This is a genomic window from Streptomyces sp. NPDC006430 (genome assembly GCF_040612395.1).
GTDB lineage: Bacteria > Actinomycetota > Actinomycetes > Streptomycetales > Streptomycetaceae > Streptomyces.
Window position 1 is genome coordinate 277777 of sequence record NZ_JBEXQA010000002.1, and the last position, 21411, is coordinate 299187.

At 72.3% G+C, this 21411-nt stretch carries 18 protein-coding genes; 13 read left to right on the forward strand and 5 right to left on the reverse strand.

Translation table 11 applies throughout. The features are described from left to right. The first annotated feature begins 126 nt into the window (after window positions 1-126). Window positions 127-2301 (forward strand): DEAD/DEAH box helicase, encoded by a 2175-nt coding sequence (locus ABZZ20_RS04435; RefSeq protein ID WP_356866607.1) that lies wholly within the window; start codon window positions 127-129, stop codon window positions 2299-2301. A gap of 106 nt (window positions 2302-2407) precedes the next feature. Here the strand turns inward: ABZZ20_RS04435 and ABZZ20_RS04440 are convergent, their stop codons facing one another. After that, a complete protein-coding gene (locus ABZZ20_RS04440) occupies window positions 2408-3394 on the reverse strand; it encodes an SMP-30/gluconolactonase/LRE family protein (protein ID WP_356866609.1) in 987 nt (328 codons plus the stop codon). A gap of 79 nt (window positions 3395-3473) precedes the next feature. Here ABZZ20_RS04440 and ABZZ20_RS04445 point away from each other — a divergent pair, with 79 nt between their 5' ends. The 4 genes from ABZZ20_RS04445 to ABZZ20_RS04460 all read left to right on the forward strand — a co-directional run bounded on the left by ABZZ20_RS04445 (window position 3474) and on the right by ABZZ20_RS04460 (window position 7306). Further along, complete coding sequence (locus tag ABZZ20_RS04445) at window positions 3474-3911, forward strand: MarR family transcriptional regulator (protein ID WP_356866611.1); 438 nt, start codon at window positions 3474-3476, stop codon at window positions 3909-3911. A 149-nt stretch (window positions 3912-4060) separates the two neighbouring features. Continuing rightward, the gene (locus ABZZ20_RS04450; RefSeq protein ID WP_356866613.1) at window positions 4061-5245 is read left to right on the forward strand and encodes an alpha/beta hydrolase-fold protein; all 1185 of its coding nucleotides are present in this window, start codon (window positions 4061-4063) and stop codon (window positions 5243-5245) included. 199 nt (window positions 5246-5444) lie between these two features. Beyond that, window positions 5445-6512, forward strand: coding sequence for an alpha/beta hydrolase-fold protein (locus tag ABZZ20_RS04455; protein ID WP_356866615.1), 1068 nt, complete (start codon window positions 5445-5447; stop codon window positions 6510-6512). Beyond that, window positions 6509-7306 (forward strand): serine protease, encoded by a 798-nt coding sequence (locus tag ABZZ20_RS04460; RefSeq protein WP_356866617.1) that lies wholly within the window; start codon window positions 6509-6511, stop codon window positions 7304-7306. The genes ABZZ20_RS04455 and ABZZ20_RS04460 overlap by 4 nt, the downstream gene beginning before the upstream one ends. Before the next feature lie 113 nt (window positions 7307-7419). Here ABZZ20_RS04460 and ABZZ20_RS04465 read toward each other — a convergent pair whose 3' ends face one another. Together ABZZ20_RS04465 and ABZZ20_RS04470 are read right to left on the reverse strand one after the other, a co-directional pair. Then, complete coding sequence (locus tag ABZZ20_RS04465; protein WP_356866619.1) at window positions 7420-8229, reverse strand: isocitrate lyase/phosphoenolpyruvate mutase family protein; 810 nt, start codon at window positions 8227-8229, stop codon at window positions 7420-7422. Between the two features lie 80 nt (window positions 8230-8309). Further along, a complete protein-coding gene (locus ABZZ20_RS04470; RefSeq protein ID WP_356866621.1) occupies window positions 8310-9422 on the reverse strand; it encodes a threonine synthase in 1113 nt (370 codons plus the stop codon). Between the two features lie 194 nt (window positions 9423-9616). Here ABZZ20_RS04470 and ABZZ20_RS04475 point away from each other — a divergent pair, with 194 nt between their 5' ends. From ABZZ20_RS04475 to ABZZ20_RS04510, 8 genes are all read left to right on the forward strand, one after another. Next, the gene (locus ABZZ20_RS04475) at window positions 9617-11200 is read left to right on the forward strand and encodes a S8 family peptidase (RefSeq protein ID WP_356866623.1); all 1584 of its coding nucleotides are present in this window, start codon (window positions 9617-9619) and stop codon (window positions 11198-11200) included. A gap of 145 nt (window positions 11201-11345) precedes the next feature. Further along, a complete protein-coding gene (locus ABZZ20_RS04480; protein WP_356866625.1) occupies window positions 11346-12455 on the forward strand; it encodes a DUF4190 domain-containing protein in 1110 nt (369 codons plus the stop codon). Window positions 12456-12606: 151 nt separating this feature from the next. Further along, complete coding sequence (locus tag ABZZ20_RS04485) at window positions 12607-13359, forward strand: GntR family transcriptional regulator (protein WP_356866627.1); 753 nt, start codon at window positions 12607-12609, stop codon at window positions 13357-13359. 78 nt (window positions 13360-13437) lie between these two features. Next, a complete protein-coding gene (locus ABZZ20_RS04490; RefSeq protein WP_356866629.1) occupies window positions 13438-13782 on the forward strand; it encodes a hypothetical protein in 345 nt (114 codons plus the stop codon). 632 nt (window positions 13783-14414) lie between these two features. Next, window positions 14415-14600, forward strand: coding sequence for an SPOR domain-containing protein (locus ABZZ20_RS04495; protein WP_356866631.1), 186 nt, complete (start codon window positions 14415-14417; stop codon window positions 14598-14600). A 30-nt stretch (window positions 14601-14630) separates the two neighbouring features. Further along, window positions 14631-15062 carry a (deoxy)nucleoside triphosphate pyrophosphohydrolase gene (locus ABZZ20_RS04500; RefSeq protein WP_356866633.1) on the forward strand — a complete coding sequence of 144 codons (432 nt, stop codon included), beginning with the start codon at window positions 14631-14633 and terminating at the stop codon, window positions 15060-15062. 173 nt (window positions 15063-15235) lie between these two features. Further along, on the forward strand, window positions 15236-15664 hold the full coding sequence (locus ABZZ20_RS04505) for an ATP-binding protein (RefSeq protein ID WP_356867215.1): 429 nt from the start codon (window positions 15236-15238) through the stop codon (window positions 15662-15664). Between the two features lie 185 nt (window positions 15665-15849). Next, on the forward strand, window positions 15850-18432 hold the full coding sequence (locus ABZZ20_RS04510) for a SpoIIE family protein phosphatase (RefSeq protein WP_356867217.1): 2583 nt from the start codon (window positions 15850-15852) through the stop codon (window positions 18430-18432). A 95-nt stretch (window positions 18433-18527) separates the two neighbouring features. On the opposite strand, the gene ABZZ20_RS04515 is transcribed toward ABZZ20_RS04510, so the two are convergent. Both ABZZ20_RS04515 and ABZZ20_RS04520 read right to left on the reverse strand, forming a co-directional pair. Then, on the reverse strand, window positions 18528-19238 hold the full coding sequence (locus tag ABZZ20_RS04515; protein ID WP_356866635.1) for a PspA/IM30 family protein: 711 nt from the start codon (window positions 19236-19238) through the stop codon (window positions 18528-18530). 45 nt (window positions 19239-19283) lie between these two features. After that, entirely contained in the window at window positions 19284-21404 is a 2121-nt protein-coding gene (locus tag ABZZ20_RS04520; RefSeq protein ID WP_356866637.1) for a TPM domain-containing protein, read from the reverse strand. Window positions 21405-21411 lie beyond the last annotated feature (7 nt).

The following is a 21411-nucleotide window of genomic DNA, read 5'->3' on the forward strand; positions in this document are numbered from 1 at the left end:
CCCGAGGCCCACCCGTCGCCGGGCCCGGTCGTCGCGGGTCGGGCGGGACTTCGATGACGGAGCCGGGCGGTAGGTTGCGTGCAGTCGTCCCCCGGCGGGGCCGGGAGCAGTCGAGGGGTGAGGGGCATGCGGCGCAGGGCGTCCGAGGTGATCGACGCGGGCGAGCGGCTGCACGCGGCGGCGCGCGGGCTGCTGGCCGACCACCGGCGGGCCGTCGAGGGCGTACGGGAGGCCTGGGCCCCGATCCACGAGGAGCTGGCACGCTGCGAACTCCGGCGGATTCCCGTGGACCGGCTGACCCGGGTCACGGAGGGGCGGCTGCGGGTGGCCGCCATCGAGGCGGCCGGATTCGACACCGTGCAGAAGGTGTTGGACGCGGGCAGCTACCGCCTTCGGCAGATCCCCGGCGTCGGGCAGCAAACCGCCGACCAGGCGGTCGGCGCCGCGCGGCAGCTCGCCGAGGCCGTCGGGGAGACCGTCGCCGTGCACCTCGACGTGGACCGCCCGGAGCCCGCGACCACCGCGCTGGTGATCGCGCTGCACCTGCTCGTCGAGGCCGGGCCCGAAGCGCGCCGGGCCGCCGAGGCGGCCCAGCAGTTGGACACCGGTCTCGGACCGCTGCTGGCGGACGCCCGGCCGGCCCGCCGCCGGCTACGGATGTGGTTCTCGGGCCGGGAGCGGCGGGCACGGGCGCTCGCCGCCGTCGCGGAGATCGACCGGTTGACCGGGGAGGCCGCCGGGAAAGACGTCGCGCTGCTGCTCGGGCAGGCCTCGGTTGACCTGCTGCGGGGCCCGGCCGACGAGGCGGCGGCCTGGGTGGACTTCGAGCTGCGCTCCGCCGCGTACTACGGCCTGCTCGCGGAGACCGCCGAGCTCGCCGGCCGCGGCCCCGATCCGGCCGCGGCCGAGGGGTTCCTGCCCGACGCCCTGGCCGAACGGGTCCGCGCCCAGGCCCTCGACGGCACGCACCGTCGGGTCTCGTTGCGCGGCTACCAGTCCTTCGGTGCCCGTTTCGCCCTCGCCCAACGGCGGGTGATCCTCGGCGACGAGATGGGTCTGGGCAAGACGATCCAGGCGCTCGCCGCCCTCGCGCACCGCGCCGCGCAGGGGGAGAGCCACTTCCTGGTGGTCTGCCCGGCCAGCGTCCTGATCAACTGGACCCGCGAGATCGAGGCGCGCAGCACTCTGCGCGCGGTCGCCCTCCACGGCCCCGACCGGCACGACGCGTTCGCGGACTGGCGGGGGCAGGGCGGGGTGGCCGTGACGACCTTCCAGGCGCTGACCGGGTTCCCCGAACTCGCCGCCGAAGAACTGGGGATGCTCGTCGTGGACGAGGCGCACTACGTCAAGAACCCGCGGGCGCAGCGGTCCCTGGCGGTGGCTGCCTGGGCGGGCCGGTGCGCGTACGTGCTCTTCCTGACCGGCACCCCGATGGAGAACCGGGTGTCGGAGTTCCGCAGTCTCGTACGGGTGCTCCAGCCCGAGGCGGCCTCCGGCATCGGGGACGTCGACGGGGTCGCCGGGTCCAAGGCGTTCCGCAAGGCGGTTGCACCGGCGTACCTGCGGCGCAACCAGCGCGACGTACTCGCCGAACTGCCCGAGCTCCAGTGGACGGACGAGTGGGAGGAGCTGAGCGCGGGCGACCGGGACGCCTACCGGGCGGCGGTGCGGGCCGGCAACTTCATGGCCATGCGCAGGGCCGCGTACGCGAAGCCGGAGAAGTCGGCGAAGCTGCAGCGGCTGCGCGAACTGGTGGCGGAGGCCGCCGCCAACGGGCTGAAGGTGGTGGTGTTCTCCTCCTTCCGGGAGGTGCTGGGGGTGGTCGAGGACGCGCTCGGGCGGCAAACGCCCGGAGGGGACGGAGGGCGGCTCTTCGGGCCGATCTGCGGGGCCGTACCGGCCGCACGCAGACAGCGGCTCGTCGACGGTTTCGGCGCGGCGGCCGGGCACGCGGTGCTGCTCGCGCAGATCGAGGCGGGCGGCATCGGGCTCAATCTTCAGGCGGCGTCCGTGGTGATCCTGTGCGAGCCGCAGGTCAAGCCGACCATGGAGCAGCAGGCGGTGGCCCGCGCCCACCGGATGGGGCAGGTGCGGGCCGTGCGGGTGCACCGGTTGCTCGCCACCGACGGGGTGGACCAGCGGATGCTGGAGGTGCTGGGGCGCAAGGCGCGGCTGTTCGACGCGTACGCCCGGCGCAGCGTCCTGGCGGAGTCGACGCCCGAGGCGGTGGACGTGTCGGACACCTCGCTGGCCCGGCGCATCGTCGAACAGGAGCAGGCGCGGCTCGGCGCTGCCCCCTGACCGGGCGCGGGCCGGGTGAGCCCGTTCTGTGCCCGCCCGGTCCGTCCGTCCGCCCGCCCGGTCAGCACGCCCGCTCGCTCGCTCGGTGGCCGTGGTCCGCCGGCCGTCAGAACCCGCGGACCGAGGCGATCGTGAAGGTCGTCGGAGTGCCCGGGCTCATGGGGCCGCCCTTGTCGAACTGCGAGCGGACCACCAGCGTCCGGCCCGGGGCGTGGTTCAGCGTGGTGGGGATCTGAAGCGCCGGGTCCGTGAAGGTCCGGGTCAGCCGGGCTCGGGTGCCGTCCGGGCTGAGGTGCCACCGGGTCAGGGTGTTGGTGGTGTTGTGGGCCACCCTCAGGGTGCCGTCGGGGGCGAGGTCGAGGCCGTCGGCGTGGGTGAGGTCGCCGCCCTGGAGGGCGACGCGGGATACCGCGCCGGTGCGCAGGTCTATGCGGTGGAGGTCGCCCGCCGTCATATCCACGGTGAGGAGGAAGCGTCCCGCCGGGTCCGAGACGATGCCGTTGAGCGTGAAGCTGCCGGCCGGGGACGGGGTGAGGTGCTCGCGCAGGTCGTACGCCGGGAGCAGCGGGCCCGAGCCCGCGGCCAGCTGGGCCGGCGTGACGCGGTAGACGACCGCCCGGACACTGTCCGTCAGGTAGGCGGTGCCGTCCGGCGTGATGGTCAGGTCGTTGACGAAGTGCCCGCCGGTCCCGGCCACCTCGAAGTGGGCCAGGCGCGTGCCGGAGGCGGTGTCGTAGACGGAGACCCCGGACGTGGAGTCGGTCACCCAAAGGCGGCCACGGGCATCCACGCGCAGGCCGTTCGCCGTGTGGCGGCCGTCGGTTCCTGCGGGCAGGAAGACCTCGGCGGTGCGGTGGCCGGGGCGGGCCCGGTAGACGCTGCCGTCCGCGTACGAGCCGACGTAGACGGTGTGGTTCCGGGGGTCGGTGGCTATGCCTTCGGGATAGACCTTCTCGCCGGGGAGGGTGAAGGCCGTGGAGACGCGGCCCTCGACGGCCGGGGCGGCGGGGTCGGCCTGCGCGGCCGGGGCGGCACCGAGGGTGAGTGCCGTGGTCAGGGTCAGGAAGGTGGCGGGCAGGAGCTTCTTCAGCACAACGGACGTCCTCTTCTATGTAGGTGACCACGAAGATAGATTAGAGCTCTAATGTTCGCAACGGTCTTATGATGCGGGGATGACCTCCATGCCGCCCGAGGAGCGCATCGGCTCGCACGTCAAGCGCGCCGAACAGGCGCTTCTCGCGGCCAAGAACGCAGCCTGCAAGCCGGCCGCAGTGACGGTTCCGCAGTACGCCGCGCTGCTCTGGCTCGCCGAGAAGCCGGGCATCTCCGCGGCTGCGCTCGCCCGTCTGTGCGGGGTGACGCCGCCGACCATGAACACCGTGCTGAAGAACCTCCAGGAGCGCGGGCTCGTCGAACGCACCCCGCACGAATTGCACCGCAACGTGCTCGAAACCCGACTCACGGACGAGGGGCGCGCCGTGATGGAGCTGGCCGACGCCGGTGCCGTACGGGTTGAGCGGGCGCTCGCCGCCGCGTTCTCCGCGGAGGAACGGGAGCTGCTGATCAGCCTGCTGGGGCGGTGCGCGGAGGCCCTCGACGCCCAGAGGTGAGCTCTGCCGGCAGGGACGCGGGGTTCTGAGATCCAGGTCATGTCGTGCCGGAACGTGGAACTGACCAGAGGGATTCGCACATCAGAACCAGGGGATGTCCAGCCGTTCTGTTCCGCCAGGGGCAGTCATGACCGTTCGGAGCGAAGTTCGTGCACCAGTACCCGCAGCAGTTGCGGCCTGACGACCAGCCGCTCGTTTCCGAGTCGCTCGCCTCCGAGTCGCTCGCCCCGCAGCCGCAGCCGCAGCCGCAGCCGCAGCGCTCCCGTCGGACGCTGTGGATCAGCGCCGTCGTGGCCTTCGCGGTCCTGCTCGGTGGCGGCGGCTTCGCCGCGTGGAAGCTCGAATGGTTCTCCGGCAACGGCGACTCCGTGAGCTTCGGCAAGGGCCCGGCTCCTGCCCCGGCTTCCGCCGCCCCGGGCGCGGGCAGCTCGTCCCCAGCCGCAGTGCCGACCCCCGTCAAGCCCACCGGGGACCCGGACGTGCTCCTGCCCTCCGGCCCGAGGTCCGACTTCAAGCAGACCGCCAAGCTCGACGACGGCACGATCATCGCGAAGACCCGCCTCGCGGGCGCGAAGTCCGGCTTCGAGGGCGACGTCTGGGTCTGGACGCCGAAGGAGTACAACGAGGCGAAGTACGAGAAGAGCGCCTTCCCGGTGCTCATCGCCCTGCCCGGTGGCAACGGCTTCCCGAGCAACTACTGGGCCGACCGCAGCCTGGGGCTGCAGAAGGCCATCAGCGAGGGCGTCCAGGCCGGCACCAGCCTGCCGTTCATCGTGATCATGCCGGTGCTGAACCCGGACAACAAGTACTACTACGACGGCGCCGACATACCCGGCCAGCCCAAGATGGGCACCTGGATCGCCGAGGACGTGCCCGACTTCACCCGGGCCAACTTCCGCACGTACAAGTCCCGCGACGGCTGGGCCTTCATGGGCTCCTCCTCCGGCGCCTTCGTCGGCATGAAGACCGTCCTGCAGTACCCGGACCGTTTCAAGGCCGTGATCGCCAGCGGCGGCGAGATCGTTCCGGACTCCCCGCTCTGGAAGGGCCACCAGGCGGAGATGGACGCGAACAACCCCGAGAAGCTCGCGAAGAAGCTGATCGACGGCAACGGCCCCGAGGTCTACATCAACTTCCAGATAGGCACCAAGGAGAGCGGGAAGGAGCGGATGACCACCTTCCAGCAGCAGTTCGGCAAGGGGCCGATCACGATGACCATCCGCGACATCCACAACGGCGAGCACAACGGTTGGCACTACGTCCGGGGCATGAAGGAAGGCTCCCTGGAGTGGATCAGCAAGGTGCTCAAGGCGCCCCGGCCCGAAGCCGGCTGACCAGGCGGCACGCACGGAGCCCGCGACCGTGGTGGTGCAGAACGCGAAGCCCCGGTCCCAGGCAACCCATCCGATCGTTGACACCTCTGTAAGGGGTGTAAGGGGGACCGATCGGTCCGACCCGCGCTCTTCGGGAGCGCCGGAGAAGGAACGGGACAATTCCGTGCAGCATGACCAGCTTCAGGGCGACGGCAGCCTCATGACAGAGGAAGGCCCCCTGACCACGGGCCGCCGTCGTCCTCAGCGCCTGCGCAGGCTCTTGATCAGCGGTGGGCTCGCGTTCGCGCTCGCCGCCGGGGCCGGTGCGGCGGCGTACAAGTACGGGCTCTTCTCGGACATAGGGGATCCGGTCTCCTTCGAGAAGGTCCAGGAATCGGCCGCGGCCGAGGACATCCGGCCGGGCGTCAGCATGCCCACCGGGCCGAAGTCCGAGTTCGTCCGTACCCACCGGATGCCCGACGGCACCCAGATCGCGCGGACGACGTTGACCGGCGCGAAGTCCGGGTTCACCGGTGACGTGTGGGTGTGGGTCCCGAAGGAGTACAACGAGGCGAGGTACGCGAAGAGCGCGTTTCCGGTCCTGATCTCGCTGCCCGGAGGCCGCGGCTACCCCAAGAACTACTGGGGTACCGGGCCGGCTCTCGGCTTGCAGCAAGCCGTGATCGACGGGGCGAAGGCGGGTACGAGCCTGCCCTTCATCCTCGTCATGCCGGTGATCAACGCCGACACCAAGCACCACTTCGACGGCTCGGACATCCCCGGGGAGCCCAAGATGGGCACCTGGATGGCCGATGACGTTCCGGATTTCACGAGGGCCAATTTCCGCACCTTCACCTCCCGGGACGGGTGGGCCTTCATGGGCTCCTCCTCCGGCGGCTTCGGCGCGTTCAAGCACGTCCTGAAGTTCCCCGAGCGCTTCAAGGCGGCCATCGCGAGCGGGGTCGACATCGTCCCCGATTCCCCGCTGTGGAAGGGGAACAGGCAGGCCATGGACGAGAACAACCCGGAGAAGCTGGCCGCGCAGCTGATCACGGCCGGCGGCCCGGACGTCTACATCAACTTCCAGATCGGCACCGCGGAGGGCGGACGCGACCAGATCGAGAAGTTCATGAAGGAGTACGGGAGGGGCCCTGTGCACACCCGACTGCAGGTGATCCAGGATGGTGAGCACAACGGAAAGTCGTACGTACGCGGCATGAGGGAGGGCTCCCTGGAGTGGATCAGCAAGGTGATGTCGGCGCCGACCCCCGATCCCGGCGTGCGATGAACGCAGTGGTGAAGGGTGTGTCCGCGGCGGCTGCCGCCGGGGTCGCGGCGGTGTTGACCGTCGCCTTCCTCAAGGCGACGGACGAGGATGCGAACGCGGTGCACCCCTTCCCCGGAGTCGGCGTGCTCATGGCGAATGGGGAGCACTGGTGCACGGCGAGCGTCGTCGACAGCCCGAAGGGCACGGTCGTCGCGACCGCCGCGCACTGCGTGGCCCCGGCCGGAGAGAACGGCCGGCCCGGCGAGGTCGCGCCCGACGGCCGGGAGATCGGTGAGCTCTCCTTCGCCCCCGCCTTCTCCGGGGAGGGCGCAGGCCGCCAACCCCTCGGGCTCTGGAAGGTGCGCGCGGTCCACGTGGACGAGCGCTGGACGAAGTGGGGCGAGGACACCGCCGACTTCGCCTTCCTCAGCATCGAGCCGGACGGGGACGGCCGTACCGTCCAGCAGGCGGTCGGCGGGGCCGGGGAGGCCCCGAAGCCCGACTGGACCTCCGGGTACGAGCGCGAGGTGACGGTGGTGGGCTATCCGGAGTCCGACCGCAACCCGCAGAACAAGCCCGTCTCCTGCACCACCCAGACCGGCCACGACCAGGAGGACCCCGCGATGCTGTACATCAGCTGCGCGGGATTCTGGACGGGCACCAGCGGAAGCCCCTGGATCGCCGACCGGGGCGGGCCGGGGAACCCGGGGCGGCTGATCGGCGTGCTGAGCGGCGGGGACACGGACGTGGACTCCACGGCCGCGCTGTTCGACGAGCGGGCCAAGGCGCTGTACGAGCGGGCCGCGCAGGACTGAGCCCCGGGCCCGCCCCCGGCGCCCGACCCCGGACTCCGGCGCCCGACTCCGGCGCCGGCTCCCGCTCCGGTCCGGGCCCGTTCCTCCGCCCCGCGCGAGGACCGCGTCGAGGATCAGCCCTTGAACAGGGCGTTCACCGCACCGTACGGGAGGGAGCCGTCGAGCGCGGTGTACGTGCCGCCCGCGATCAGTTCCTCGGCGGCGCGGCGGACCACGTCGTACGCGGCCTCCGCGACCGAGGAGCCGAGGCTGACGCGGGCCACGCCGAGGGCGCCGAGCTCGGTGACGGAGGGGGCGCCGGGGCCGGCGAGGATGTTGAGGGGGGCGTCGATGCCCTTGACGAGCTCGGTGACCGTGGCCGGGTCGGTGACGCCGGGGACGAAGATGCCGGTGGCGCCGGCCCGCAGGTAGGAGGCGGCGCGGGCCAGGGTCTCGTCGAGGCGGTCCTCCGGCTCCCCGAGGCCGAACAGGTACGTGTCGATGCGGGCGTTGATGTACAGCGGGAGCCCGGCGGCATCGGCGGCGGCACGGGCCGCGGCCACGCGCTCCGCGTGGTCGGCGGGGGCCCGGGTGCCGTCCTCGATGTTGATGCCGACCGCGCCGGCGGCAATGACTCCGGTGACGGTTTCGCCGACCGCAGCGGCGTCGGCGCCGAAGCCGCCCTCGATGTCGGCCGTTACGGGGACGGAGACGGCTGCGGCCACGCGGGCCACGAGGTCGAGCGCGCGGTCGCGGGACAGGGCGTCCCCATCGGGTGCGCCGAGGGACCAGGCGACGCCGGCGCTGGTGGTGGCGACGGCGGGCGCGCCGGCGGCCTCGACGAGGCGGGCGCTGACGACGTCCCAGGCGTTGGCCAAGGCCAGCGGGGCGGCGGGGTCGTGGAGTGCGGTGAAGCGGCGAGCGAGATCAACGGTCTTGGTCATGGGGCCAGTTCACCAGACCGGCCCGGCCCGGGCTGGCGATTTTCCGACACGTAGGTGCTCGGCCGCGGCGGCGCCCGCGGTCAGCCGGCCGAGCCCGCCTTGAGGCCCGCACCACACAGGGGGAGGACCGCGGTGCGGCCGTGGAGGGGGTCCGCGGGGGAGAGCGGGCCCACCGCCGCCCAGCAGGCCGCAGCCGTCGGTTCCACGAACAGGCCCCGCTGCGCCAGGTCCCGCTGGGCCGCGCGCAGGGCCGGTTCGGAGACCGTCAGGAAGGTGCCGCCGGACGCGCGGACCGCCGCCAGGATCTGGCGGGCCCGTGGCGGGGCCGGGATCGCGATCCCCTCGGCCAGGGTGGGGCGCTCTTCCACCCGGTCCGCTTCCTCGGAGCCCGCGGCGAAGGCCGTCGCCAGCGGAGACACCGCCTCCGCCTGTACCGCGATCAGCGCCGGTGGCCGCACCCCGCGCCGGGCCAGTTCCTGCACCGCCAGGGCCGCCCCCAGCAGCAGCGTGCCATTGCCCACCGGGACGACGAGGGTCTCGGGGAGCCGGCCGCCGAGTTCCTCCCACACCTCGTACACGTACGTCTTCGTGCCGTGCAGGAAGTACGGGTTGAAGACGTGGCTCGCGTAGAAGACGCCCGGGAGGTCGGCGGCCTCCCGGGCCGCCTCGGCCGTGGCCTCCCGGCCGCCCGGCACGAAGCGGACCGATGCCCCGTGCGCCCGCATCTGCTCCGTCTTCTTCTCCGAAGTGCCCTCGGGCACGAAAACTTCACAAGGCAGCCCGGCCCTCGCGCAGTACGCGGCCACGGCGGTTCCGGCGTTCCCGCTGCTGTCCGCCACCACCCGCTGCGGGGCCAGTCTCCGGGCCAGCTCCGCGAGCATCACCGCACCGCGGTCCTTGAACGACAACGTCGGCATCAGGAAGTCGAGTTTGGCGTGAATCCGCTCCGCGAGCGGGACCAGCGGGGTGTTGCCCTCCGACATGGTCACGGAGAACGCCCCCGGCAGCGGAAGCGCGGCGCCGTACCGCCACAGGGAGTTGGGTCCGGCGTTCGGGGCGAGCGCACTGGCCGGATCCGGTGTGAAGTCGAGGTCCCACGGGCCGCCGCACACCGGGCAGCACCAGGGCGCCGTTCTGACGTCCGCTCGGGTGCGGTCGTCGGGACAGACGTAGCCGGGGAGTGCGTGCGTCATGTGCAGAGCGCCTTTGCTCATTCATGGCCGTTGTATGGCACCGATGTTACGCGTTCGCCTTCCCCTTGTGGGATGACGAACGCGTGGGTCAACCTTTCGGAGGCGGCAGCCCGGCGGACCGCGCAGGGTTTGTCATGGGCATGCTCATGCCGCCCACCCCCCGCAGCGCACCACCTATGAGGAGGACCCCTCACATGTCCGTGATGCGTCACACCCGCCGGAAGGTCGCCGCCACCACCGCGACCGCCGTCGTGGCCCTCGCGCTCGGCGCGGCCGCCGCATTGCCCGCCTCGGCGGCCGACGGAGCCCCCCGGGGCGTCATCGAGAACGCCGGAGCACCCGGCGCGGTCGCCGGCAGCTACATCGTGACCTTGAAGGACTCGGCCGCCCGCTCCACCGCCGACAGCGGCAGGGCCGTCGCCGAGCGCTACGGCGCGAAGATCGACCGGACCTACAGCGCCGCCCTCAACGGCTACTCCGTCGCCGTGTCGGAGGCGCAGGCCAAGAAGCTCGCCGCGGACCCGGCGGTCAGGTCCGTCGTGCAGAACCGGACGTTCACCATCGACGACGCCCAGGGAACCCAGCCGAGTCCGCCGTCCTGGGGCCTGGACCGCATCGACCAGCGGGCGCTGCCGCTCGACAGCAGCTACACCTACCCGGACACGGCCGGCGAGGGCGTCACCGCCTACATCATCGACACCGGTGTCCGCATCACCCACACCGAGTTCGGGGGCCGCGCCTCCTACGGCTACGACGCCATCGACAACGACAACACCGCGCAGGACGGCCACGGCCACGGCACGCACGTCGCCGGCACCGTCGCGGGCACCTCGTACGGCGTGGCCAAGAAGGCCAAGATCGTCGGTGTCCGCGTCCTCGACAACAACGGCTCCGGTACGACCGCCCAGGTCGTGGCCGGCATCGACTGGGTGACCCAGCACGCCGTCAAGCCGGCCGTGGCGAACATGTCGCTCGGCGGCGGAGCCGACTCCGCGCTCGACACCGCCGTACGCAACTCCATAGCCTCCGGCATCACGTACGGCGTCGCCGCGGGCAACGAGTCCACGGACGCGAGCACCAAGTCCCCGGCGCGCGTCGCCGAGGCCATCACGGTCGGCGCCACCACGAGCACGGACGCCAAGGCGAGCTACTCCAACTACGGTTCCCTGCTGGACGTCTTCGCCCCGGGCTCCTCCATCACCTCCTCGTGGGGCACCGGCGACAGCGCCACCAACACCATCTCGGGCACGTCGATGGCCACGCCGCACGTCGTCGGAGCGGCGGCCCTGTACCTCGCGCAGAACCCGTCGAGCACCCCGTCCCAGGTCGCCTCGGCCCTGGTGGCCGCGGCCACCCCGAACGTGGTGACCAGCCCCGGCTCCGGTTCCCCCAACCGCCTGCTGTACGTGGGCGGCGGCACCACCCCGCCGAACCCGGGCACCCGCTTCGAGAACACCGGCGACTACGCGATCAACGACAACGCGACCGTCGAGTCCCCGCTCACCGTCAGCGGCGTCTCCGGCAACGCCCCGGCGTCGCTGAGCGTTTCGGTCGACATCAAGCACACCTACATCGGTGACCTCAAGGTCGACCTGGTCGCCCCCGACGGGTCCGTCTACAACCTGCACAACCGCAGCGGCGGCAGCGCGGACAACCTGATCAAGACGTACACCGTCAACGCCTCTTCGGAGGTGGCCAACGGGGTGTGGAAGCTGCGCGTGAACGACAACGCCTACCTCGACACCGGCAAGATCGACGCATGGGCGCTCCAGTTCTGACCCGGCCCGACCTGCTCTGACCCGGCCGGACCGAGCGTGCCGCACGGGTCGGGTGAACTGCGGGGGCGACCGTCACGACGGTCGCCCCCGCTGCGTACTATTTCGCGCATTCGTTCGCGCCCCCTGTGATGGAGCCCCTCGCCCCGTGAGCAGCACCCCGCCGTACCCCTACTGGCCCGCTCCGCCCCCGCAGCAGACGGACCGGGAGCCCGCACTCAACGGTTTCGCGCTGGCGTCCCTGATGGTCGGCCTGTTGTGCGTGCCGCCGCTCGGCGTCGTCTTCGGGATCGTGGCGCTCGTCCAGATCGCGCGGAAGGGGGAGCGCGGCAGGGCGCTCGCGATCACGGGCCTGGCGGTGTCGCTCGCGATGACCGTCGCCCTCGTCCTCGTCACGGACCGGTTCGCCGGGCGGTTCTTCGACCGGCTGGACACGTTGCAGCAGTACGAGCGCGTCGAGGGCGAGTTGACCCACATCGATGACATGCGGGCGGGTGACTGCTTCAACGTCCCCGGCGGGGACCTGCTCGACGAGAGCCCGCTCATTTACCGGATCGCGTGTACCGAGGTGCACGAGGGGGAGGTCACCTCCTCGACCCGGTTGGACAACACCGCCTTCCCCGGGGTGATCGAACTGAAGAAGACCGCCACGGAGGCGTGTTGGAGGGCGCAGGACGCCTACGCGATGGACACGTGGGCGCTGCCCTCGTATGCGGAGATGTTCTACTTCGCGCCCTCGCGCGAGTCGTGGGGCGACGGCGACCGGCGGCTGCTCTGCGTCATCGGGACGACGGAGCAGGAGCACCGGGGCAGCCTGCGCAAGGACGCCGGGACGCTGAAGCCGGAACAGGTCTCCTTCCTGCGCGTGATGAACGAGGCCGATCTCGCGTTGGGCAGCGAGCCGGACGAGGACATCGACGAGGCACTGCCGGTCTACCGGGCGTGGGCGGGCGAGGTGGACCGGGCGCTGGGCGCGGAGGCGGAGCTGCTGACGCAGGTGCAGGAGCGGCCGGCGCTGGCCGGGCCCGCGCAGGCGCAGCTCAAGGAGATCGGGGCGGCGCGCGCCCAGTGGCAGCGGGCAGCGCGGGCGACGAGGCCGGCGGATTTCCAGGACGCCTGGGACCTGGCGTCGGACGCGCTGTCCGTGGACACGGAGAAGGTCCTGCGCGGCGCGTACGGCCTGTCGACGACGGTCCCGGAGTGGCTCGCGCGACAGTCGGACGGCGATGCGGACGGGTCCTCTTCGGCGCCGGTGTGAGCCGGCCGTCGAAGATAGTGCGTGGTAACGCGCGGTAACGGGTTTCGATGACCAGGCTTCATCACTTCGGGTGAAACTCTGGCCCTTGCTTGCGGCGTACAACCGTGGGTTGCCAGGGTGTTGCTGTCTGTCAACCTGATGGGAGTGGCTAGTGACTTTCGGTGAGCAGCCGGCCTATCTGCGCGTCGCCGGGGATCTGCGACGGAAGATCGTCGATGGGTCCCTGCCCCCGCACGCCAGGCTCCCCTCGCAGGCCCGGATCCGCGAGGAGTACGGGGTCTCCGACACCGTGGCGCTGGAGGCGCGCAAGGTCCTCATGGCGGAGGGGTTGGTCGAGGGCAGGTCCGGGTCGGGCACGTACGTACGGGAGCAGCCCGTACCCAGACGGGTCGCCCGCTCGGGATACCGCACGGGCGGGCCCTCGACGCCGTTCCGGCAGGAGCAGGCCGAGGCGGGGGCGCGGGGCACGTGGGAGTCCAGCAGCGAGCAGACGGCCGCTCCGGTGGAGATCGCCAAGCGGCTCGGCATCGACCCGGGCGAGCGGGTGATGCGGACGCGGTACGTGTTCCGCGACGCGGGGGAGACGATGATGCTGTCGACCTCCTGGGAGCCGCTCGCGGTCACCGGCCGGACCCCGATCATGCTGCCGGAGGAGGGGCCGCTCGGGGGTTCCGGAGTCGTCGACCGGATGGCCGCGATCGACGTGGTCGTGGACAACGTGGTGGAGGAGGTCGGGGCGAGGCCGGGACTGGCGGAGGAGCTGATGCTGCTCGGTGGTGTCCCGGGACACGTGGTCCTGGTCGTCGGGCGCACGTACTACGCCTCCGGACGGGCCGTCGAGACGGCCGACGTGGTGGTCCCGGCCGACCGCTACCGCCTGTCGTACCACCTGCCGGTCCGGTGAGCGGACCGGGCGGTTCCGGGGGGTTGGCCGGGCGCTGACGTGAAGGTGCGGGGCCCAACAACCGGGCGCTGCCCACGGGTGACGGGGGGCCACATCCCGGTCCTACCGTCCGACGGTAGGACCGCCACCACCACCGCCGCCACCGCCACGGCCGCCACCGCCACGGCCGCCACCGCCACGGCCGCCACGGCCGCCCGCGCGCACGCGCCCCGCCGGTGCTACGCCACACTCGCTGCCGACGAGAGCCGAGAGGGCCACTGGGCCACGCGCTCATCCGGGTGTTGGGAGGGCAGTCGTGAGCAATGCCCAACGCGTCGAGCCCGTGGGATCGCGTGGATCGTCGCCGTCGCCGCCCACCTCGTGCTCAACGAGCGGCACGGACTCGGCCCGCCCCACATCGAGTTCAAGCACGCGGACCCGTAGGCCGTGAACCCGGCAGGTTTCGGCGCGATGGTGATCGCCTCTACGGTCTCGATCCTCCGCCGTGTTCGGGGCTGCTCGGGGCCTCCCCGGAGCCGTGCTCCACCTTCATCACGGCCGGACTCGCCCTCGTCCTGTGCCCGTTGATCGCCCGGGTCACCCCGGGGAAGTCCTCCCTGGCCAGGCCGAGCACGGTGGCGGGCCCATCGGGCCGAAGGCGCTACCGCGGGCGCCGCAGCCGCGGGCGCGGCCGGCGGAGAGGGGCGCGGGCGGCGCCGAGAGGGCGTCATTGCCACCCGCACCCGCGCCGTCTGTGAGACGGCGTACGAACTCCCCGACATCGCGGACCGCCAGTCCGGGCGAGGCCGAGCCGCCCCTGGGCCGTTCCCTCGACCCCACCTGCGGGGACGTCTGCCGCAAGGCATCCGGAGGGGGCGCGGAGGTGCTGCCCGTGACCGCGATGCGCCGGGTCTGAACCGGCGTACACGGCCCACTCGTACGCGTGGCCGGATGCATACGCCCGTGAGGTGCCTCTTCGTGAAAAACCGTATCCGCTCTGTAAAGGTCGGGCGTAAGCTCGGGCATATGCGCAATGCGGTTTCCCGGGCAGGTACATCGGCGGAGGGTGAAACGCGATGAACGACAGCGGTGCCCTGCTCCCGTGGCTGGTCATACGGCAGGACGACAACGGCAACCGCTACCGGGTGGGCCGGTACCCCACCCGGTCCGAGGCCCAGAAGGTCGTCGACAGCCTCGAAGCCGGAGGGCACAAGCAGCTGTACTGGGTCGAGCGGGTCGGTCAGACCGCCACGACGAACTGAGCATCCCGGCATTGACATAGGCTCCGCCCCATGACGGTACGAGTGGTCGTGGGCGGAGCCCTTTGTCATGAGGGCCGCCTGCTGGCCGCCCGCCGCAGCGCACCCCCGGAGCTGGCCGGACGTTGGGAGTTGCCGGGCGGGAAGGTCGAGCCGGGGGAGTCCGTCCCCGAGGCGCTCGTACGCGAACTGCGCGAGGAGCTCGGCGTGGAGGCCGCGCCGCTGGAGCGGATCCCGGGGGAATGGCCGCTCAGGCCCGGGCTCGTCCTGCACGTGTGGAGCGCGCGGCTGCTGTCCGGCGAGCCCGCGCCGCTGGAGGACCACGACGAGCTGCGCTGGCTCGGCCCCGAAGAGCTGGACTCGGTGGACTGGCTCGACCAGGACCGCCCGGCGGTCGCCGAGGTCGGGCGCCGGCTGCGCACCCGGCGCGGTGAGCAGCACGCGAGGTCGCACGGGGGCGCGTGAAGTGCCTCTACTAGGCCGTCTGCGCCACAGTGCGCCGGTGCATGAGGATCGGGTGGTACGACGCCTCGAATATCGGGTATGTCGGTATTAGTCCTTATCGTGAACTGCGCGTGCACCGCCCCTCGTGGCTCTGTCCCTGCTGAATCGGACTGGGGTCGTTGCCGGCCCGGGAAGTGATCGGCGTGATCGACACAGACGGTGAATGCGCCGAGTGGGTCTTCCCCGCCGAGCCCGGCGCCGTCCGTACCGCCCGCCACGCCGTGCGCAGCAAACTGAGCTCCTGGGGCCTGGACTCCTACGGTGACGTGACCGTTCTGCTGGTCAGCGAGCTGGTCACCAATTCCCTGCGGTACGCCTCCGGTCCGATCGGGGTCCGGCTGGAACGGCGCGATTCGGCCAGTGGTAGTGGGACGGGGGGCGCCGCACTGCTCGTGGAGGTTTCCGATCCGCTTCCGGATCCGCCCCGTGAGAGGGCGGCGCAGCCGGATGACGAGGGGGGCCGTGGACTCCAACTGGTCGCCGTCTCCGCGCAGCGGTGGGGGACGCGGCACGGGAAGTCGGGCAAAACCGTGTGGTTCGAGTTGGCGCTTCCTGGTGAGTAACAAGGTGACGGATGGCCGACGATCACAGGGCATGGCTCGAAATAGTCGGGACCTTTTTGTGATCGTGAACGCCGTGCCGTGCGGGGCCGTGGTGCTGAATACTTCGGTCATGGCCGGTCCGGTTGCGGTGAGCTGGAGGGGACGGTCGCGTGAGCGAGATACCTGCGCAGGCACATCAGGCCCGTGTGCCCGGGGAGACATGGCACGACTCCCTGTGGCACAGCAGCCCGCCTGGCTCGATATATGACTACATAAAGGTCGCGTCGTTCTCCATCGGACCCGACGGGCTCATCGACCAGTGGAGCCTGCGCGCCGAGGACCTGTTCGGGCTGACCGCCGCACAGGCCGTGGGTCGCGATCCGGTGGACGCCTTCATGCCGTCGGAGCTGCGCGCCGACGGGCACCGCAGGGTGGCCGAGATCCTCGACGGCAAGGAATGGACCGGCCTCGTCCCCTTCCGCATCCCGGGCGGGGACGGCACCCACGGCGTGGCCGAGATCTATGTGATGCCCACCCAGACCGAAACCGCCGAGCGGGCCGCGCTGTGCGTCGTGGTCGACGTGCGCGCACTGCGCCGGATCGAGTCCGATCTCGCGGCCTCGCAGGCCATATTCGGTCAATCTCCTTTCGGTTTCCTGCTCTTCGGCACGGACCTCACCGTGCAGCGCGCCAACCGCCGTTTCGCCACCGTCTTCGGGGGCGCCGTCGAGGAACACCGAGGCCGCACCGTCCACGACTACCTCCCGCCCGAGGAGGCCGACCGGATGGCTGAGGCCCTGCGGCGGGTCCTGGAGACCGGAGACTCCGTCACCGACCTCCAGATCACCGGCGCCGCCCCCGGGAGCCGGGAGCGCCGCCACTGGTCCATCAACCTCTACCGCGTCCACGGCGGCACCGGCCGCCCCGTCGGTGTCGCGGGCATCGGCACCGACGTCACCCGCCGCCACCTCGCCGCCCGCGAGGCGGCCGGGGTCCGACGCAACCTCGCCCTGCTCAACGAAGCCGGGCACCGCATCGGGAACTCCCTCGACCTGGAGACCACGGCCCGCGAACTGCTGGACGTGACCGTTCCGGGTTTCTGCGACCTCGCCGCCGTCGACCTCTACCAAGGCCTGCTGCTCGGTGACGACGACCGCCCGGCTCGACCACAGGGCCCGGGGATGCCGACCCTGCCCGGGCAGGGGCCCGGACGGGCGCCCTCTGCACCGCTGCGGCGGGTCGCCTTCGCCTCGGCCGTGTCGGACGCCCCACTGTCCGGTCCGGGCTCGCTGGTCGCCGTAGGGGAGATCCACCGCTACCCGGCGGCGTCACCCGGAGCACTGGCCCTGCGGACGGCGCGGCCACGGCTGATCGAATCCGGCGGGCCGGAAGACCTCGTGCAGTCGACGCTGGTCGTGCCGATGGTCGCGCACGACACGGTGGTCGGGCTCGCCCAGTTCTCCCGTACGAAGGGCAGCGAGCCCTTCGGGGAACGGGACCGGGCCGTGGCCGTCGAGCTCGCCGCCCGGGCCGCCGTCTGCATCGACAACGCCCGGCTGTACCGCCGCGAGCACGAGCGGGCGCTGATACTCCAGCGCAGCCTGCTGCCGCCCGGGGACCCCGAGGCAGCCGGCCTGGACATCGCCTGCCGGTACCTGCCGGGGAACGCGGCCACCGAGGTCGGCGGGGACTGGTTCGACGTCATCGAGCTCCCCGGACACCGCACGGCGCTGGTCGTCGGCGACGTGATGGGCCGGGGCCTGCGGGCGGCCGTCGCGATGGGTGAACTACGGACCGCCGTACGGACCCTGGCGCTGCTGGACCTGGAACCCGCCGAGGTGCTGACCGCACTGGACGAGATCGCCCGGGGGCTGGGGGCGCCCGGCGGATCGCAGCAGGCGTCCCGGGCGGCCCTGCACTCGCGGGACGCGGACCGCTCGGAGGTGTACCTCGCGACGTGCGTGTACGCCGTCTACGACCCGGTGACGCGGCGGTGCACCATCGCCAACGCGGGGCACATGCCGCCGGTGCTGGTGGAACCCGCGGAACCGGGCGCCCCCCCGCGGCCCGGCCTGCTGCTGGAAGTGCCGCCGGGAATGCCGCTGGGAGTGGGCGGCGAGCCGTTCGAGGAGGTCGAGGTGGACCTCCCCGAGGGGGCACTGCTCGCCCTGTACACGGACGGGCTGGTGGAATCGCGCGACCACCCGCTGGAGGAAGGACTGCGCGGACTGCGGGACGCCCTGGCCGACCCGGTGCGACCGCTGGAGGACGTCTGCGACCACGTGCTGAACACGCTGGACACGCGGCACGGCGAGGACGACATCGCCCTGCTGATGGCCCGCGTGCAGGGGCTGCCCGTGGACGCGGTGGGCGACTGGCAGCTGCCGCGCGAGGCGCGCTCGGTGGGCCGGGCGCGGGAGCTGGCGCGGGCGAAGCTGCCCGCGTGGGGTCTGGAGGGGCTCCTGGACACCACGGAACTGCTGGTCAGCGAGCTGGTTACGAACGCCCTGCGGTACGGGGAGGGCGAGATCCGGCTGCGGCTGCTGCTGGACCGCACCCTGGTCTGCGAGGTCTGGGACGGGAACCTGGTGCAGCCGCGACGGCGGCGGGCGCGGGACACGGACGAGGGCGGGCGAGGCCTGCAACTGGTCGGCATGCTGTCGGCGGGCTGGGGCACGCGCCGCACCCACCGGGGCAAGACGGTGTGGTTCGAGCTCCCGCTCCCGGGTGCGGCATCGGAAGCGGTCTCGGAACTCTCGGCGGAACAGCTACTGAACATGTACGGCTGAGGCGGCCGTCCCGCCGGGGACGGCGGGACCGCCCTTGGCATGCTGCCGGCGCCCGGCGCCCGGCGCCCGGCGCCCGGCGGCGCCGCAGACGGAGCTCAGCCGTGCTTCAGGGCCGCGAGGCGCGCCTCGATCTCCGCGGACCTGCCGAGGTCGTCCAGGGCCTCGAACTGCGCGTCCAGGGAGGACGCCGCCAGCTCCTGCTTGCCCAGGGCCCTGGCTTCCTCCCGCCGGACCTTGTCCTCGAAGCGGGCGAGTTCGCTGGTGGGGTCCATGACGTCGATGTTCTTCACCGCGTCCATCATCGTGTTCTGCGCCTGTGCGGTCTTGGCCCGCGCCACCAACTCGTCGCGTTTCGCCTTCAGCGCCGTCAACTTGTCCTTCATCGCGTCGAGCCCGGCCTTGAGCCGGTCGACGACCTCCGTCTGAGCGGCGATCGTCGGCTCCGCCGCCGTCGCTTCCTTCTCCGACTGGAGCTGGCGGCCGAGCGCGACCTTGGCCAGGTGGTCGAACGTGTCCGCGTCCGCCGTCGCCCCGGCGGTGCGCAGCTCGTCCGCCTTCCTGCTCGCCGCGAGCGCCTTGCCGCCCCACTCCGCAGCCGCCTCCACGTCCTCCCGGTGGTCCGCCTCCAGCATCCGCAGGTTGCCGATCGTCGTCACCACCGCCTGCTCCGCCTCCGAAATGTTGTTCGTGTAGTCGCGGATCAGCTGGTCCAACATCTTCTGCGGATCCTCCGCCTGGTCCAGCAAGGCGTTGACATTGGCCTTCGCGAGCTGGGTGACGCGGCCGAGGATGGTCTGCTTGCTCATCGGTGCCCTCTCGTCGGTGCCCTCTCATCGGGCGAAGGAAAGCGCTCAGAAGCGACCGCCGCCGCCCATGCGGCCGCGGGTGCCTCCGCCGCCGAAGGAGCCCGGGCCCGGCCCGCCGCCCCCACCTGAACCACCGCCGCCGAACCCGCTGCCGCCCCCTCCCCGGCCGCCGCCGAGGAACTCGCCGAGGATGATGCCGCCCAGCACCGCACCGGCCATGCCGCCGCCCCCTTGCCCCGCCGCGCCACCGGCGTACGGGTCCCGGTACGCCCGTACGTCCTGCTCGGCCAGCTGTTGGGCCCGGCGCGCGAGTGCGTCCGCCTGCTGGGCCTCGGCCAGGGCTGCCGCCGGGTCCTGTTCCCCCAGCGCCGTCGAGCGCTCCAGGCGCCGCTGCGCCTCCGCCAGCCGGGTGCGGGCCTCGCTGCCGACCGCGCCCCGGCTGGTGGTGACGTAGTCGGTCGCCGCGCCGATCGCGCTGCGCGCCGACAGCAGCGCCTGGTCCAGTAGGGCGGCTGCCCGCCGGCGGCCACCCTCGCGTTCCCGCGCCCCGGCCAGCGCCTCGTCCAGGGCCGCGTCGGCCTCTTCGACCCGGCGCAGTGCGTCGATCGGGTCGTACCGGCCGGCCGCCTCCTCCTGTCGTACGCCGGCCAGGACCGCCTCGGCCCGGCCGATCCGGCCGCGCAGGTCCGCAGTCGAGGTCCCCTGTGCGGTGCCGGTCAGCAGGCCGTGCGCGTCGGCGAGGTCGGTCTCCGTCTCCGTGAGCGCCCCGGGCAGCTTCCCGGCCGCTTCCGCCAGCTCCTGCGCCCGCCGCTCCACCGCGTCCACCAGGGTCGCCGCCTGGTCCACCGCACCCTCCGCCGCCCGCACGTGCACGGCCGCCTTCCCGTTCTCCCCGCCGTCGAGCGCCGCCCGGGCCTCGTCCAGGCTGCTGGTCGCGAACAACAGCCGGTCCTCGGCCTGTTCGGCGTGGGAGGCCACCGGCGCCGACGCCGAATCGGCGTACCGGCCGGCCAGTGCGGTCAAGGTGGCGCGCGCCGTCACCGTACGGCCCGTCAGGGTACGGACGTGCGCCTCCACCGTCGCCAGTGCCTGCGGGGCGTTCTTCTCCAGGTCCCGCAGCCGGTCGAAGTCCGCCGACTCGGCGTCGAGCCGCCGGTTCGCCTCGGTGCAGCGGGCCACGATCTCGTCCAACATCCGCCGCTGGGTGGCATCGTCCTCGGGGTACGCGTCGTCGAGCTGCTGGCGCAGCCGGAACGCGGCCGTCAGCTCGCTCTGCGCGAGGGCCACGGCCTCGGTGAAGGTGCCCACCGCGGCGTCGCCGAACTGTGCGGTGGCGAAGCCGAGTTCCTCGGTGCTGGTGCGCACCGCGTCGTCGGTCTCCACCAGCAGGCCCCTGGCCTTGGCATCCAGTTCGGGCAACGGGAGGGCGGTGGTGGTCGCGGGCTGTTCGCCCCAGCCCGTCGTGCTCCGCGTACCGGCGCCCCTGCGCTTGCGGCGGCTGTACGCGTACACCCCGACCACACCGGCCGCGCCCACGAGAGCCACCGGAAGCACGAAGTCGCCCGCCCCGCTCATGCCGCCCGCGCCACCGCCGGGGTTCGCCTCGCCGGGGGTGATGGCGGGCACCGGTACGGGCTGCCCGCCGAGTACGGCGTCGTAGCCGCGCGCGGCGCCGATCGCGGCGCCCGCCCAGTCGTTCTGCTTCAGCGCCGGCTCGATCGCGGTCCTCGCCACCGAGGCCAGCTGCTCCTGGGTGAATCCCGAGTCGACGTCGGCCGAATAGGCGTACTGCCGGGCCCCCGTGGCCACGGCCAGCAGCACGTCGTCCCGGCCGAGGCCGTTCTTCTGCGCGGTGGCGTCCGCCCAGCTCTGCGCGGAGCGCCCGGAGAAATCGTGCACGTACGTCACGAAGAGCTGGATCCTGCGGTCGGCGTACAGCCGCTCCAGCGCGGCGGTGACGTCGGCCCGCCGGTCACCGAGGGCGCCCACCCGGTCGGTGACCTGGCCCTGCCCGGACAGCGTGACGGGATCCTCCGCCCGTGCGGCCGGCGCCCCGACCACCCCCCACCCGCCGAGCGTCAGCAGCGCGGTGGCGAGGACGAGCCCGATCCGCACGGATATCCCGGCGGCGGTGCGTCCCTTCGCCCTGCTCCTCGGCGGCGTCATATTTGGG